Annotated in this window: 13 protein-coding genes; 9 read left to right on the top strand and 4 right to left on the bottom strand. The window is 37.1% G+C overall.

Annotated elements, in window-relative coordinates; translation table 11 throughout:
* From ABJ974_RS01730 to ABJ974_RS01715, 4 genes are read left to right on the top strand one after another with little or no spacing between them, the layout of a single operon-like run.
* Positions 1-753, top strand: a complete 753-nt coding sequence (locus ABJ974_RS01730) for a glycosyltransferase family 2 protein (RefSeq protein ID WP_419870939.1) — start codon at positions 1-3, stop codon at positions 751-753.
* Positions 750-1,724 (top strand): glycosyltransferase family protein, encoded by a 975-nt coding sequence (locus ABJ974_RS01725; RefSeq protein ID WP_419869671.1) that lies wholly within the window; start codon positions 750-752, stop codon positions 1,722-1,724. The genes ABJ974_RS01730 and ABJ974_RS01725 overlap by 4 nt, the downstream gene beginning before the upstream one ends.
* Before the next feature lie 5 nt (positions 1,725-1,729).
* Positions 1,730-2,662, top strand: a complete 933-nt coding sequence (locus ABJ974_RS01720) for a glycosyltransferase family 2 protein (protein ID WP_419869670.1) — start codon at positions 1,730-1,732, stop codon at positions 2,660-2,662.
* 7 nt (positions 2,663-2,669) lie between these two features.
* Positions 2,670-3,968, top strand: coding sequence for a glycosyltransferase (locus ABJ974_RS01715; protein WP_419869669.1), 1,299 nt, complete (start codon positions 2,670-2,672; stop codon positions 3,966-3,968).
* Here ABJ974_RS01715 and ABJ974_RS01710 read toward each other — a convergent pair.
* The 3 genes from ABJ974_RS01710 to ABJ974_RS01700 form a co-directional block, all read right to left on the bottom strand.
* Positions 3,965-4,606 carry a glycosyltransferase gene (locus ABJ974_RS01710; RefSeq protein ID WP_419869668.1) on the bottom strand — a complete coding sequence of 214 codons (642 nt, stop codon included), beginning with the start codon at positions 4,604-4,606 and terminating at the stop codon, positions 3,965-3,967. The genes ABJ974_RS01715 and ABJ974_RS01710 overlap by 4 nt on opposite strands.
* Complete coding sequence (locus ABJ974_RS01705; RefSeq protein WP_419869667.1) at positions 4,606-5,766, bottom strand: glycosyltransferase family 2 protein; 1,161 nt, start codon at positions 5,764-5,766, stop codon at positions 4,606-4,608. Before ABJ974_RS01705 ends, ABJ974_RS01710 begins: the two co-directional genes overlap by 1 nt.
* Before the next feature lie 64 nt (positions 5,767-5,830).
* Positions 5,831-6,175 carry a phosphomannose isomerase type II C-terminal cupin domain gene (locus ABJ974_RS01700; RefSeq protein WP_419869666.1) on the bottom strand — a complete coding sequence of 115 codons (345 nt, stop codon included), beginning with the start codon at positions 6,173-6,175 and terminating at the stop codon, positions 5,831-5,833.
* Positions 6,176-6,290: 115 nt separating this feature from the next.
* Here ABJ974_RS01700 and gltX point away from each other — a divergent pair, with 115 nt between their 5' ends.
* Positions 6,291-7,796, top strand: coding sequence for a glutamate--tRNA ligase (gene gltX / locus ABJ974_RS01695; RefSeq protein ID WP_419869665.1), 1,506 nt, complete (start codon positions 6,291-6,293; stop codon positions 7,794-7,796).
* A gap of 47 nt (positions 7,797-7,843) precedes the next feature.
* Positions 7,844-8,800: an acetyl-CoA carboxylase carboxyltransferase subunit alpha gene (locus ABJ974_RS01690; protein ID WP_419869664.1), complete on the top strand. Its 957-nt coding sequence runs from the start codon at positions 7,844-7,846 to the stop codon at positions 8,798-8,800.
* Between the two features lie 51 nt (positions 8,801-8,851).
* Here ABJ974_RS01690 and ABJ974_RS01685 read toward each other — a convergent pair whose 3' ends face one another.
* Complete coding sequence (locus ABJ974_RS01685; RefSeq protein ID WP_419869663.1) at positions 8,852-9,544, bottom strand: DUF6759 domain-containing protein; 693 nt, start codon at positions 9,542-9,544, stop codon at positions 8,852-8,854.
* Positions 9,545-9,687: 143 nt separating this feature from the next.
* Between ABJ974_RS01685 and tsf the strand changes: the two genes are divergently transcribed.
* The 3 genes from tsf to ABJ974_RS01670 all read left to right on the top strand — a co-directional run bounded on the left by tsf (position 9,688) and on the right by ABJ974_RS01670 (position 16,655).
* Positions 9,688-10,512 carry a translation elongation factor Ts gene (tsf, locus tag ABJ974_RS01680; protein ID WP_419869662.1) on the top strand — a complete coding sequence of 275 codons (825 nt, stop codon included), beginning with the start codon at positions 9,688-9,690 and terminating at the stop codon, positions 10,510-10,512.
* 221 nt (positions 10,513-10,733) lie between these two features.
* Positions 10,734-13,553 carry a T9SS type B sorting domain-containing protein gene (locus ABJ974_RS01675; protein WP_419869661.1) on the top strand — a complete coding sequence of 940 codons (2,820 nt, stop codon included), beginning with the start codon at positions 10,734-10,736 and terminating at the stop codon, positions 13,551-13,553.
* 252 nt (positions 13,554-13,805) lie between these two features.
* Positions 13,806-16,655, top strand: a complete 2,850-nt coding sequence (locus ABJ974_RS01670; protein WP_419869660.1) for a T9SS type B sorting domain-containing protein — start codon at positions 13,806-13,808, stop codon at positions 16,653-16,655.
* Positions 16,656-16,702: the final 47 nt, after the last annotated feature.

Below are 16,702 nucleotides of genomic sequence, written 5' to 3'. Positions count from 1 at the left end.
ATGAATATTAGTGGACTTATCATAACATATAATGAAGAAAAAAACATACAGGACGTTCTCAAATGCTTTGATTTTTGTGATGAGATTATCATTGTAGACTCATACAGTACGGATAATACACTGAAAATTGCTCAAATGCACCCAAAAGTAAAAATCATTCAGAATAGATTCGAAGATTTCACCCAGCAAAGGAATCTGGCCCTGGACAATGCCCAAAATGACTGGGTGCTTTTTCTGGATGGCGATGAAAGAATCACTCCTCAGCTCCGAAAAGAGATTATTGATGAACTTGGAAAAGCTGATAAGAAAGACGCTTATTATTTTTACAGAAAATTCTTTTTTGCAGGAAAGCCTATCCGTTTTTCGGGTACCCAATCCGATAAGAATTTCAGATTATTCAGAAAGTCAAAGGCAAGATATGTCGCTGAAAAAAAAGTTCATGAAACCCTGCATGTCAATGGAACAATTGGAGTCTTAAAAAATAAACTTCTGCATTTCTCCGTTTCAGATTATAAGACCTATAAAGAAAAGATGATTCATTATGGAACTTTAAAAGGAAAGGAACTCGCAGCTAAAGGTAAGAATTTCAATCTCTTAACACAATATATTAAAACTGGCTTCAGATTTTTCCAGGCTTATATCCTACGATTGGGTATCCTCGATGGTAAAGAAGGGTATCAACTTTGCTATTTACAGTCCTTAAGCGTCTTTGAGACCTATGAATCTTTAAAACGAGAGAGAGATAATAAATGAAAATTTGTGTAATTAGCTATGATTTTTGGGACTACGACAAACATATTGTGGAGGCATTATGCCGTAAAGGAATTGATGCCCATCATATCCGGATCAGTAAAATATCTCACTCCAATTTCAACGAAAGGGCCGTTAACGCTCTCAGTAAAACTTTTTTAAAGAAAAATCTGAAAAAAGAGAAAAGACAAAAGTATGTTTTGGATTCTCTCAAGAAACTGGGCCCTCAGGATCAGATATTGGTTTTGAATCCTGATACTTTTGATCTGTCCACCTTAAATAATATAAAAAAATACACAGACAGACTTATTACCTATCTTTATGACAGTCTGGAAAGAGTCCCGGTAGAAGATAAGCTCCATGTTTTTGATAAAGTGTTTTCTTTTGACAAAGTGGATATAGAAAAACATAGTTTTGAAAAACTAACCAATTATATTTACCTTCCTTATACTCCGGCTGCTCTTCAGAAACCGGAAATGGATCTTTTTTATATTACCTCATATGATAATAAAAGGCTGTCATTCATTAAGTTGATGGTAAAAAAATTAATGGATCTGAACCTCAAATTTCAGATTATGGTCATCGGAAAAAAAACCTGGAAACATAAGCTGAAAAATGTTTTCATTAATCTGCCGGAAAATTTATTTTTGATCTTCAGAATGAAAAAGGTAAGCCATGAGGAACTGCCCAATTATTATAAAGGATCAAAAGCTTTGCTGGACTTAATGAGAGAAGGGCAATACGGGCTGAGTTTCCGTGTTTTTGAAGCCATGGCCCTGGAAAAGAAAATTGTTACGGATAATGAAAGTATTAAAAATTACGACTTTTATAATCCTAAAAATATCGCTGTTGTCAACCATACATGCAGCGATCTGGATCAATCTTTCTTTGAAACTCCGTATGAGAAAATTCCTGAGGAGATTTATTATAAATATACTATAGAAAATTGGGTAGATAAAGTGTTTGATATATAAGGATAATGAAAACTTCTGTAGCCCTATGTACTTATAATGGAGAGCGTTTTTTAAGAAAGCAGCTTGATTCCATTCTAGCCCAAACCGTTCCTGTAGATGAAATTATCATATGTGATGATCATTCTACGGATGGAACTCCGGCGATCCTCCTGGATTATCAGAAAAAATTCCCTGATCTTTTCAAAATATACAGTAACGATACGACTCTGAAAAGTGTCAAGAATTTTGAAAAAGCCATTTCACTGTGTACCCATGACATTATTTTTCTCTCGGATCAGGATGATATCTGGCTGCCTTTCAAAGTGGAAACCTTTTTAAATATTTTTAAAGATAATACTGACATTCATGTGATTTCTTCATCGGCTTACCTTATTGATGATGATGATGAAAAAATTGAAAAGAATACCATTTGGAATATTTTTGACTTTTTTAAAAATAAAAACATTTCCTATAATTATTTCGAGATATTCAATTTAATAGGAAATATCGCAACCGGAGCCCATATGGCCATCCGAAGATCAATGGTAAGCGAAATCCATCCATTCCCTGAGCAGCATTATCATCACGATGAATGGATTGCATTAGTTTCTTCCCGTAAAAACAGTTTTTATTTTACCAGTGAAAAAACAGCTTTTTATCGTATACATGAGCTACAACAAGTAGGAAGTGTTTTTTTAGATGACAGGAAAAACACGGATTCTCAATTAATACAAAGATTCAATCCATATAATTCCAATGACTCCCTCAGATTATTAAAAAGAAGATTTTTAATTTTAAAGAAGAAAAAAAAGAAGATTCTTTCTATACAGGACTATCATAACAATCTTACCTTTGCAGAAATGCTCAAGTCAATTGAAGATTATGAAATATATTTAAAAAATAATCTTAAGAAAACACGGCCTGTAGCATATCAGCTATTTAAGTTATTATATTTTTAAATCATTTATGGCAAATACTACTAATTTTGGGGTTAACATATCCGGATATATCAATAAACAATTTGGCCTGGGTGAAGGTGTACGTTCCAACATCAGAGCGATTAAAACGACGGATATTCCTTATGTCATTAATGATTTTAATATCACCCTCTCCAAGCATGTAATGGATGAAACCCAAAATGCACTGGCTGTTTCGGAGGAAAACCCCTATAATATTAATCTTGTTCAAATTAATATAGACAGGCTCCATTCCGTGATGCAGGAAACGGATAAGTCTTACTTTCAAAATAAATATAATATCGCGTTCTGGGCCTGGGAACTGGAAAACTTTCCCGAAGAATCAAAGGTATTCTTCAGCCTGTTCAACGAAATATGGGTTCCCAGTAACTTTTGCACGGAGGCTATTTCAAAAGTATCTCCCGTACCTGTCATCAAAATAATGCATTCTATAGAACTGGAAACGCCTTCCTACTCCAGGAAAGAATTTAATTTGCCTGAAGATAAGTTCATCTTCATGACCATGTTTGATTATTACAGTTCTATAAGCCGAAAAAATCCCATAGCCACTATTGAGGCCTATGAAAAAACCTTCGGCAAAAATAATCCGGATGTACTTCTTCTGATCAAGACCTCCATCAGCAAGGAATTTCCAAATGAGAAAAAACTACTTATGGAGAGAATTGGTGATAATAAAAGTATTATTATCATTGAAGAAATCCTTGATCGTGACCGCTTATACAGCCTGATGAACTGCTGTGACTGTTTTGTTTCCCTTCACCGTTCAGAAGGTTTCGGACTTACCATGGCAGAAGCTATGTATTTGGGTAAACCTGTAATAGCGACCTCTTATTCAGCTAATACGGAGTTTATGAATATCAACAATTCTTTTTTGGTAAAATATAACCTGATCAAAACCGGAAATGAGTATTATTTCAGTACAGAGAAAGATGTATGGGCAGATGCAGATGTAGAACATGCTTCCCAGCAAATGGAACTGGTATTCTCCAACCGGGAACTGGCTTCATTAATAGCTCAAAAGGGACAGAATGATGTGAAGAATATCCTTTCGCCGAAAGCTATGGGTGAAAAGATAAAGCAGCGTCTTGAGCTTATTAATAATGAAATTTTACCCAATCTGTCTCAGCAAACCTCCAATGAAGAGTCTCTTCTCAAGTTTGAGATCAAGCTTCTGAATGAAAAATTAGATAAAATAAGAAGTCTTAAACCCGTTCAGTGGAAGATTAAATTTAAAAACCTGCAAAATAAATTGAGCGGAAAGAACAGAAAATATTTTTGGGAAGACTAAGTGAGGGTATCATAAAAATCATTCTGCTTCTTTTGCTTTTCGAAATTCTTGATATGGACTAGGCTCCATTTATAATCCCGGGGCATTTCCGTAAAGTTTTTATTGCCGTATAAAACTTCGTGCACCTTATTTTTCCAGAATATTTTTTTATTATTCTTGATAATCCTGGCCTGATAATCGGGGAAATTAATATATCCTTTTTCATTTACATTCCAGTTCATCTGCTGAATATATGCATCCGTAATCCCTTCAACAATATTGATCCGGGGTACAAAAAAGCATTCCACACTCTTTTCTTTTCTTAAATAAGGCTTAAGGTTTTTAATTAGATCTTCCTCCGGATATTCATCAGCATCTATCTGAAATAAATATTTTGACCGGGCATGATGGATCAGATTATTTTTAAAAGTGGCAAAATCTCCATTGAGTTTAGCTTCTATGATCTTTATCTGAGACTTATATTCTTCCAATACTTCTCCTACCTGTTGATCGGGATTGGTCACATCCCTTAAAACAAGCACTTCGTCATTTTTATCAATCAGAGGAAGAAGGACTTCTAAAAGCTTCTTTAATTCCCTATGCTCGTTGCACACGGTAATTCCATAGGTAATAGTAACAGGTCTTAAAAAGTTGAACATTATTTTCTTTGTATTAATTGGAGTTCGTAAGATTTATCCTTTAAGATTTCAATCTTCAAATTACCGGCACTAAACTGATTGGGCTTCATAAAGAGCTTTTGAAGAAGATTTCTTCCCGAATATTTTTTTTCTTCTATTATATCAGCAAGATTCTTAAAAACATATAAGTTTTTATCTGACAGCTTCCTGCCGTCAAATCTCAGCATGACATCATCCTGAAATTCAGCATGTCTATGTCTAAACTTTTCTTTAAGATCCACCAGAGTAGTGGGCTGTTCTTCTAAAATATATGGAGTCGGGTCAAAATCCGAATAGATATGATCCACATAAATTTCCAGAGTTTTTACAGCCTTATGATTAGGATGATCCAGCAGTAATCCGTACTTCAATTTCTTCTTTACTTTGGACTGATTGTTAAAACCCCATTTTCTGGTGAAATTCCGTAAAGAGCTTTCTTCTATCTTTTGGGTTTTGCTGGCATATTCTTCAGAGAACCGTGAAGTTTTACTCACAAAATGGTAAACTATGGCAGTAGGGCAAACAAAGGTTTCCTCCCCTGACATTCTTAACCTTATTATAAGATCATCATCTTCACAGAACATAGGATTAAAAAGAGGATCCAAGCCATTTATGCGGGTTAAAACTTCTTTTTTGGCAGCCAGAAAAAAGCTTACATCGTTTGTGTACTCTCCCTTTATTGGAGTCTGTCTTTTTTCAAAATCAAAAAAATCATCGAATTTAAAGGTTTCGAAATCTGTCCCAAAATCCTGTATTTCCTTCCACAGTCTTTTATCAGCCGCAAAAACAGGAGGTTCAATAACCTTGTAATACACCAAATTATTTTCAGGAAGCACTTTTTCCAGTTCGGACAGAAAATTTTTACCGATTACCATATCATTATGTAAAAAACATACATAATTTTTAGTAGCAATTTCTAATGCCTTGTTATAAGTATCCGAAAGGGTTTTTACTTCCGGATCATAAAAGAAAACAACATGTTCATCATTTAACGATTCAAGCCATGCATGGGTACCATCCGAACTTCCATAGCTTACAAAAACTATTTCCGTATCAGGATAATTCTTTCTTATGGCTTCATAGCAACTTTTGGAATATTCCAGATTATTTTTCAGTCCTATTAAAAGGGAAATATCATTCATTATACTATTTTAGCGGATGATCCAAAGTGATCAAGATGGGGACATTCCCTTCTTTAATAAGTAATTATTTTCTATCGTACTCATCTTCAATCCTTACGATATCATCTTCTCCAAAGTAAGTTCCCGTCTGTACCTCAATAAAAACAACCGGCTTATCAGACAGATTCATCATGCGATGTTTAGCTCCTAAGGGAATGAAAATACTCTCACCGTATGCTAATTTGATTTCCTTATCATCCAGAACGATAGTAGCGTCACCCTCGATGATTGTCCACTGTTCCTGTCTCTTATGGTGGTATTGATACGATAATTTCTGACCCGGATTTACTTCGATTCTTTTTAATTTGTAATTAGGCTCGTCTGCTAATACAAAATATTTTCCCCAAGGTCTTTCTCCTATTTCTAGCATACTTTAGTTTTCTTTATTGGTTTATACAAAAATAGAAATAAACCCTAAAAATCAAATTATAAAAACTCATTAAAAAATAAATTATTAAGTAAATTTGCACCAAAATTTTTTATAAATGGCGAAAGTAAGAGTACGTTTTGCTCCAAGTCCGACAGGACCTTTACATTTAGGAGGTGTAAGAACCGCATTATTTGATTATCTCTTTGCGAAAAACCAGGGAGGTGATTTTGTATTAAGAATTGAAGATACCGATACGGCAAGATACGTAGAAGGTGCCGAAGAATATATCGAAGAAGCTTTGGAATGGTGCGGGATCATTCCTGATGAAAGCCCGAAAAAAGGAGGAAAGTTTGCTCCCTACAGACAATCGGAGAGAAGAGATATCTACGATAAATATACTGAGAAGATCTTACAGACGGATTATGCTTACCTGGCTTTTGATACACCGGAAGAACTGGATGCCATCCGTGCCGAATATGAAGCAAGAGGTGAAGTTTTCTCCTATGATAACAAAACCAGGAACCGCCTGAAAAACAGCATTTCCCTCTCCGAAGAAGAAGTTCAGAAACTTCTGGATGAAAAAAAACCTTATGTGGTAAGGTTCAAAATGCCGTTGGACAGAACCCTGAATCTGGAAGATATCATCCGTGGAAAATTCTCCGTGAATACCAATACGTTAGATGATAAGGTTCTGGTAAAAAACGACGGAATGCCCACTTATCATTTTGCCAATATTGTAGACGACCACGAAATGGAAATCACCCATGTCATCCGTGGTGAAGAATGGCTACCCTCTTTAGGACTGCATACTTTATTATATGAAGCTATGGGTTGGGAAGCTCCTCAGTTTGCTCATCTCTCTTTAATTCTGAAGCCGGAAGGAAAAGGAAAACTGAGCAAAAGAGATGGAGATAAATTCGGGTTTCCTGTATTTCCGCTGAACTTTAAGGATCCTGAAACCGGAAATATCTCGCAGGGTTACAGGGAAAACGGATATCTTCCGGATGCCTTCATAAATATGGTTGCATTATTAGGATGGTCCCCGGCTGATGATAAGGAAATTCTATCGATGGACGAGATGATTAAAGAATTTGATCTTCATAAAGTGCACAAAGCCGGAGCCAGATTCAGTAAAGAAAAAGCGGAATGGTTCAATCACCAGTATATACAGATGAAATCAGATGAAGAGCTTTTAAATATTCTGAAAAGCTCAGATTTACATTTAAACATAGCTGATGAAAAATTATTAAGAATCATTCATTTGATGAAGGAAAGAGCCACCTTCCCTAAAGATATCTATGAAAACGGAAAGTTTTTCTTTGAAGCACCTTCCTCCTATGACGAAAAAGCATCCAAGAAAGCCTGGAACGAAGAAACTTCAGGAATACTGAAAGACTTATCCACCCAGCTGGAAGCTGTTGATTTTCATGTGGAAACATTGAAAAACACCATTCATGATTTTGCCGAAAATAAAGGACTGGGAATGGGAAAAGTGATGATGCCACTCCGGTTATCCTTAGTGGGAGAACTGAAAGGACCGGACGTTCCGGACATTCTGGAAATCCTGGGAAAAGAAGAAAGTATAGCAAGAATAAGCCATGCTGTAAATAATTTTCAATAGAATTTCATTATTTTTCATAAATTTGAAAGATTTAATTTACTTCAAGAATGGAATATTTAAGTTTCGAACTTCCTATAAAAGAACTAATGGATCAATACCAGACTTGTTCCTTGGTAGGAGAAGAAAGCGGTGTTGATGTAAAATTAGCATGTAGCCAGATTGAGGATAAGATCCTGGAAAAGAAAAAAGAAATCTACGGTAATCTTACCCCTTGGCAAAGAGTACAGCTCTCCCGTCATCCAGACCGTCCCTATGCTTTAGACTATATTAGAGGGATGGTAGACAAAGGAAGCTTTTTAGAGCTTCACGGAGACAGAAATTTTGCAGATGATCCTGCTATGGTGGGTGGTTTAGCCACTCTTGACGGTCAGAAAATAATGATCATCGGAACCCAAAAAGGAAGAACTACAAAAGAAAGACAATACAGAAGATTTGGAATGCCAAATCCTGAAGGATATAGAAAAGCATTAAGGCTGATGAAACTGGCCGAAAAATTTCATATCCCTGTAATTACTTTAGTGGATACACCGGGGGCTTATCCCGGGCTTGAAGCTGAAGAAAGAGGACAAGGTGAGGCTATTGCCCGGAATATTTTCGAAATGGTACAGCTTAAAACCCCTATATTCACCTATATCATTGGTGAAGGAGCCAGTGGCGGTGCCTTAGGAATCGGGGTAGGGAACAAAGTATATATGTTGGAAAACACCTGGTATACCGTAATCGCTCCTGAAAGCTGCTCATCTATCTTATGGAGAAACTGGGATCACAAGGAAGATGCTGCCAATGCATTAAACCTTACGCCTAAGGATGCTCTAAGAGAGAAGTTCATTGACGGGATTATTGAAGAACCTCTCGGAGGTGCTCATTATGACCCTGAAACCACTTTCCTGAACTTAAAGACTTCCATATTGCAAAATATAAAAGCTTTTTCCAAGTTTACAGGACAGGAACTGGAAACTCAAAGACAGGAAAAATTCATTGCCATGGGGCAATTTAAAGGATAAAATAAAAGGGTAAGAAAATTTCTTACCCTTCTTTTATTTTTTATTTTAAGCTTATTCTGAAGTGCTGAGCTGAATTTCAATATCCTTATTAATCTTTTTCAGAGAAGAATATTTAGCACCACAAACCATTGTAGTCAGCACATATTCCCCTTTATCAATCATAATATAATTCTCTCCACGTGCCGGCACATTTAAGTTGTAATACTTTTTTCCACTTATTTTCACAATCAAATTACAGTTGGAGCCGTTCTTAATATTTACATAAGCCTCTTTAAGGCTCACATCATTACTGAAGAGATGGGTTAGCACAGATGCAGTCCTTTTTGCTTCTTCACTGGGTTCAGACTTCTTTTTGGTGCTCACTCCCGCATAGCTTACCTTTCTTTCCTCAGTGGCCGTATTGGAAGCTATCGTTTTAGAAGTATTATTCAATTCGTTATTTTGGGTAATTTTAGCGACTTTATCTTTACTCAGACGTTTTATTGTAGGTTTTGCCTCCTCAGAATTATCCGCCATAATAATCTGCATCAGTTTTCTTTTGAAATGATCAGATTTGGCATGATTAGGATTTTGCTTTAAAAAACCTGCAATGATTCTCGCTTCTTTTGTATTTTCAGCCTCTTCTTCCGTATAAATAATGACTGTTTCCTTCTCTGTAACTGCCTTAGTTTTAGCTTTTTTCTTTTTCTGAGAAAAACTGAGGGAAAATAAACAAAGAAAAACTAAGAGAAAAATTCTTTTCATTAACAAAAGTTTTAAAAATTATTAATTTAAGGTAATAACGCAAAAAGTCATTTTTTAGTTTATCATTAAAATCATTATCTTTGCACTGCTTAAAAATAAACTAAAAAATCAATCTTAATTTTAATAAAAAAATAACAGATATTATGTATACACCAGCTGCTGCGGACGTAGCAAAATTGAGAAACACAACAGGTGCAGGGATGATGGACTGCAAGAAAGCTTTAGTGGAGGCTGAAGGAGACTTCGAAAAAGCGATTGAAATCCTTAGAAAAAAAGGACAAAAAGTTGCGGCTAACAGAGCTGACAGAGAATCTACTGAAGGAGCAGTTATCGCCAGAGTAAATGAAGACAACACGTTAGGAGCTATCATTTCTTTAAACTGTGAAACTGACTTCGTTGCTAAAAATGAAGCTTTCGTAGAGCTTGCTTATGAATTAGCTGAAATGGCTATCACTGCAGCCTCTAAAGAAGAGCTTTTAGCTACTGACTTCCACGGAATTACTGTTGCTGAAAAACTTGTAGAGCAAACAGGAGTAATCGGTGAAAAAATCGAAATCGGAGCTTTCGAAAGAATCGAAGGACCATTCTTAGGAGCTTACATCCACGCTGGAAACAAAATCGCTTCTATCACTGCCCTTTCTGCTAAAGTAGACGGTGCTGAAGAAGCTGCTAAAGCTGTTTCTATGCAGGTAGCTGCGATGAACCCAATTGCATTGGACGAAACTCAGGTATCTCAGGAAACTATCGATAAAGAATTAGAAATTGAAAGAGACATCCTTACTAAAGAAGGAAAGCCTGCTAATATCATCGATAATATCCTAAAAGGAAAAATGCAGAAATTCTACAAAGAGAACACATTGGTACACCAGGCATTCATCAAAGACGGTGGACAATCTGTTGCTGATTATGTAAAATCTGTAAACTCTGACTTAAAAGTTACAGGATTTGTAAGAGTAAGCTTAGCTTAATTCTTATATTCAAATATAAAAAAACATCCCGGAGCTGGTCTCCGGGATGTTTTTTATTTCTTAACCAAAGGAGTTTCATTTAGCATTTAATAATTATAACTTTCGTATGCATCACAATATTTACCAATCAATATAAAATCATATTTTAATTTTTATTTAAAATTCATTAACAATATTTAAAATATTATTATATTTTTGTAGAAATCCTAATTCCCATCTATATGAAAAGATTTCTACTTAGTCTAGTATTAGTTTTTTTAACAGTTAATACGCTTTTCGCCCAAAGAGATACAGAGCACTGGTTTGCTCCCATGATGAACCGATATGGAGGAAGCAGCAGCAGCAGTGCTCATAACGCACTTTATTTTTCTACGGATTCGGTAACGCCTTTCCCGGTAGAAATATATAATGACGGCGTTTTACTCGGGACTGTTACAATAAGTAAAGGAAGCCCTCAGGTATATCCTGTTCCATACGGAAACATTATTGCAACGACACAGGCAGAATTATTTACTACAAGTACCAAGGGTTTATACACCAAAGGCTCAAAGCCTTATTTTGCAACATTCCGATTTTCCACTCCCAGCCACGGAGAAATATTAACATCTAAGGGAAAAGCAGGAATAGGAACCACTTTTTACGCAGTGGTCTCCCCTATCGAACAATCAAGCTCATTATATAATTTTACCACAGGGATTTTAGCGACTGAAGACAATACCACAGTCACTGTATCAGGCTACTCTCCTACCGTTTCATTTTCCAACGGAACCACCGGAACCACAACGCCCACGATGACCTTCACTTTAAATAAAGGCAAATCATACATCATCGAGGGAATCGGAAACATAAGTGGAAACTTCAAAGGTTTTATCGGTGCCAAAATAGTAGCCGACAAACCTGTTTCCGTTACCAATGGAAATTTTAACGGTCAGTTTTCCTTAACCAGCTCTTCAGGTGCCGACATCATTATGGACCAGTCCGTTCCTATAGAAAGACTTGGTAATGAATTCGTTCTGGTAAAAGGTAATGGAAACATCAGTGTAAGAATGGAAGACGCATTGATTGTAGCTACAGAAAACAATACGGAAGTATCCGTTAACGGAGGACCCGTAGTAGCCACCCTTAATGAAGGCCAATCCTACAGAGTAAACGAACTTCAAAACACTAATTATATAGATCAGGGTAACGGGCACTACAATATGTACATCAAAACATCCAAAAATGTATATGTTTACCAGCTACTTGCCGGGGTTGCCAATAGCAATGCCACGATTGGATTTAATTATATTCCGCCATTAAACTGTTTTTTACCCCGAAAAATTGATGAGATAGGGATGATCAACATCCTGCCTCCTACCACCAATCAGGTAAAACTCAATATATTAACAGAAGCCGGAGCAGCCGTTACCGTAAACGGAATCGCCCCTGCCGCAACAGAAGGTCCATACCCAGTTACAGGAACCGCAGCATGGGTATCTTATTCCATTCCCAATATCACAGGAAATGTAACCGTAACTTCCACTAAAGCCGTTACTGCAGGTATTGCGGGAGGAAGTGGAGTGGTAGGATACGGAGGTTATTTTGCCGGTTTCTCATCCGTTCCCGTTATTGCGAAACAAACAGGAGATTGTGTCCCGGGTATTGTATTGGAAGTAGATGACAGTTATGAAACCTATCAATGGTATTTAAATGGAAATCCGATTTCCGGGGCAACATCCAACACCTACACACCTACCCAATCCGGAAACTATACCGTAAAAGTAACCATGGGAACATGCCCTGCCGTAACGACCCCGGTATACAAAGTATATACCTGCCTGGCAGAAACCACAGCTTCATTAAATGCCTGCGCAACAAAAACCATCACCCCAACCTTTACATCATCTTCACAGACGCCACTTCCAAGCACGGTAACCATACTTACCCAACCTACCAACGGAACCGCAACAATTAATCCCAACACAGGAGTAATCACCTATGTGCCTAATCCTGGTTTCTTAGGTTCAGATACCATAGTATATCAATTCTGTGGAAATGCTACCGAGTTTATTGACTGTGAAAAAGTTACTTTAAATTTAACCGTTGTTCCATTCACCATATCAGATACCGTAATGGAAGCATGCCAGTTTGAAGATCAGGCTTATTTTGATCTTACTACGGCCGATATTGTAAACAATCCTCTAGCCATTAAAAAGTTCTATCCTACTTTGGCAGACCTTAACGCCGGAACCAATGAAATTACCAATCCAACAAATTATGGTTCCACAGGTGGTTTTGTTTACGTAAAAGTGACTACCAATGAAGGCTGTACAGCAGATGCAAAAATTGAACTGATCGCTAAACCTATTAAAAAATCACCATTATTGGTAGACCAATATATCTGTATCGATGACAGAACTACATTAGATGCCGGACCTGATTATGATTCCTATCAATGGAATACGGGAGCCACAACTTCATCCATCAGCGGAGTGGGTGTGGGAGAATACACCGTGATCCTCGAAAAAGACGGCTGCTTCCTGACACAGGTGGTAAAAGTGATGAAACCTGCAGATCCCGTAATCAGCGAGATACAAATTTCAAATAATACAGCCACCGTAATCGTGAACGGAGGGACACCTCAGTATCAATATGCAGTGGATGGGATAACCAACTGGCAGGACTCCAATGTATTTACGGATTTAAGCAGAGGACAGCATACCTTCTATGTAAAAGACGAGTACAACTGTACGCCTGTATCGGTAGAAGTAACCGTCCCTAATCTACTGAACGCCATCACTCCGAACGGAGACAACATCAATGATTATATAGATTACAGTGCGCTCTCTTACAAAGGAAATCTCTCGTTTGTAGTATACGACAGGTATGGCAATAAAGTTTTCACAGGAAATAAGTTTAACAACTACACCTGGGATGGGAAACATCAGGGAAAAAAACTGCCTACAGGCACCTATTGGTTCCATATCAACTGGAACGAACCCAATCAGGATAAAACCCCTATTAAATATACAGGATGGATACTGGTTAAAAACAGAGAATAAAAAGAGATTCCATATAAAAAAGGAGCTATTTCAATTTTCGGAATAGCTCCTTTAATTATAAAAACACAATAAATAATTCATTAAATACACCTAATTAAAAACAGATCTTTTTTAATAATTACTATTTCATATAAATAACAACAAAACAGATACTTTAATATACTTAACAGGTACTATCACCCATAAAAAACAGAGTTATATAAAGCACTACACCTAATCATTATATTACTTTCGCATAAATATTTGATGGGTATGAAAAGTTTTTCTATTAGCTTATTATTAATCTTTTTTTCGATCAGCCAACTTTTTGCACAAAAAGATACCGAACATTGGTTTGCTCCTTATTTTGATTCTTCCAAAATCCCAACAATTAGTGGCTACTATCACCTTCTTACTTTTTCTACTGATTCTATCACTCCGTTTGAAGTCAAAATTTATAATAATAATATAGAAATCGGTTCCGTAACCATAAGCAAAGGAAATCCACAAAGATTTGTATTAAACGAACAATACATCAGACCCAATATCGTAAACCAGGCAACCGCCGCTGCTCCCACAACTTTAGGAGTTTACACAAAAGGTGAAAAACCTTATTATGTTTCTATGAAGATGACCGATAGTTTAAATGGTGAGATCGTCACTTCCAAAGGAAGATATGGCACCGGAACCAAGTTTTATGCGGTCTCCGCTCCCATTACTTACAGCTCATCCTTTTTCAATTTTACTACAGGAATATTAGCTACTGAAGATAACACAACCGTTACAGTTTCCGGGTATAATTCCAATATTCAATTTATTAACCTTCCCAATCCTCCCGCTTCCATAACATTTACTTTAAATAAAGGGCAATCCTATATATTGGCCGGCACAGGAAATATACAGGCCAACCAAACCGGCTTTATAGGCGCCAAGATAGAATCCAGCAAACCCGTTTCCGTAATGAACGGGAATTCAAACGGCACCCACGCAACCAATATAACATCCCTTTCCGCTACTGAAGATATCACTATGGATCAATCTGTTCCTGTAGAACATTTAGGAAATGAATTTGCTCTTGTAAGGGGCTTAACAGCTTCCCGCCTTAATAATATGGAAGGTGGAATAATCGTTGCCACAGAGAATAATACGGATATCTATCTTAATGGCTCACCAACTCCCGTCACCACAATCAATGAAGGTGAGTTTTACAGAATTATGGATAATTCTTTTGTAAATCCTAACAACACTACACATTACAATATGTATATACGAACATCTAAAAATGCATATTTGTATCAGTTGTCAGGTTCACAGAGAACCGGAAATGAAGGGACGGGATCATTCAGCTATATTCCCCCGCTGAATTGTTATCTTCCTAAAAAAATAGATGAGATTGGTGAGATCAATTATATGCCCACTATATTTCTTCCCAATCAGTACAAACTTATCATCGTTACAGAAGCAGGAGCAACCGTCACTGCAAACGGCATTACTCCACAGGGACCTTATCCCCTCGCAGGAAATTCCCAGTGGGAAACTTATGAATACAGCTATTCCCAGGGCGTTACAGGAAATACAACAATAACCTCTACCAAAGCTTTATCTTTTGGTATAACAGGAGGATTTGGACAACTTGCAAGAGCTGGCTACAGCGGTTATTATTTTGACGCACCCTTTACTCCCGTTATTGAAAAAAAAACCGGAGATTGCTTACCCGGAATTGAGCTGGAAGTGAATGACGACTTTGACACTTATCAATGGTATTTAAATGGAAATCTCATCTCAGGAGCTACTACAAGCACTTATATTCCTACCCAGATAGGCAACTATACCGTAAAAGTATCTTCGGGCACTTGCTCTCCCCTCACCTCACCTGTTTATAAAGTATTTTCGTGTCCTTTAGAAACTACCTCAACGTTAACTGTCTGTGATAACATCCAAACAATCACTCCAACCTTTACATCATCTTCACAGACGCCACTTCCAAGCACGGTAACCATACTTACCCAACCTACCAACGGAACCGCAACAATTAATCCCAATACAGGAGTAATCACCTATGTGCCTAATCCTGGTTTCTTAGGTTCAGATACCATAGTATATCAATTCTGCGGAAATGCTACCGAGTTTATTGACTGTGAAAAAGTTACTTTAAATTTAACCGTTGTTCCATTCACCATATCAGATACCGTAATGGAAGCATGTCAGTTTGAAGATCAGGCTTATTTTGATCTTACTACGGCCGATATTGTAAACAATCCTCTAGCCATTAAAAAGTTCTATCCTACTTTGGCAGACCTTAATGCCGGAACCAATGAAATTACCAATCCAACAAATTATGGATCCACAGGTGGTTTTGTTTACGTAAAAGTGACTACCAATGAAGGCTGTACAGCAGATGCAAAAATTGAACTGATCGCTAAACCTATTAAAAAATCACCATTACTGGTAGACCAATATATCTGTATCGATGACAGAACTACATTAGATGCCGGACCCGATTATGATTCCTATCAATGGAATACGGGAGCCACAACTTCATCCATCAGCGGAGTGGGTGTGGGAGAATACACCGTGATCCTCGAAAAAGACGGCTGCTTCTTGACACAGGTGGTAAAAGTGATGAAACCTGCAGACCCGGTAATCAGCGAGATACAAATTTCAAATAATACAGCCACCGTAATCGTGAACGGAGGGACACCTCAGTATCAATATGCAGTGGATGGGATAACCAACTGGCAGGACTCCAATGTATTTACGGATTTAAGCAGAGGACAGCATACCTTCTATGTAAAAGACGAGTACAACTGTACGCCTGTATCGGTAGAAGTAACCGTCCCTAATCTACTGAACGCCATCACTCCGAACGGAGACAACATCAATGATTATATAGATTACAGTGCGCTCTCTTACAAAGGAAATCTCTCGTTTGTAGTATACGACAGGTATGGCAATAAAGTTTTCACAGGAAATAAGTTTAACAACTACACCTGGGATGGGAAACATCAGGGAAAAAAACTGCCTACAGGCACCTATTGGTTCCATATCAACTGGAACGAACCTAATCAGGATAAAACCCCTATTAAATATACAGGATGGATACTGGTTAAAAACAGAGAATAAAAAAAGATCAGATGTAAAAGCTAAAAAAATAAAGTTTCAAACTATTT

It is taken from the genome of Chryseobacterium sp. CT-SW4 (assembly GCF_048572715.1).
In the GTDB taxonomy this organism is placed as follows: Bacteria; Bacteroidota; Bacteroidia; order Flavobacteriales; family Weeksellaceae; genus Chryseobacterium.
Note: the sequence above shows the minus strand (reverse complement) of the source record. Positions and strands in the feature narration are given on the sequence as shown.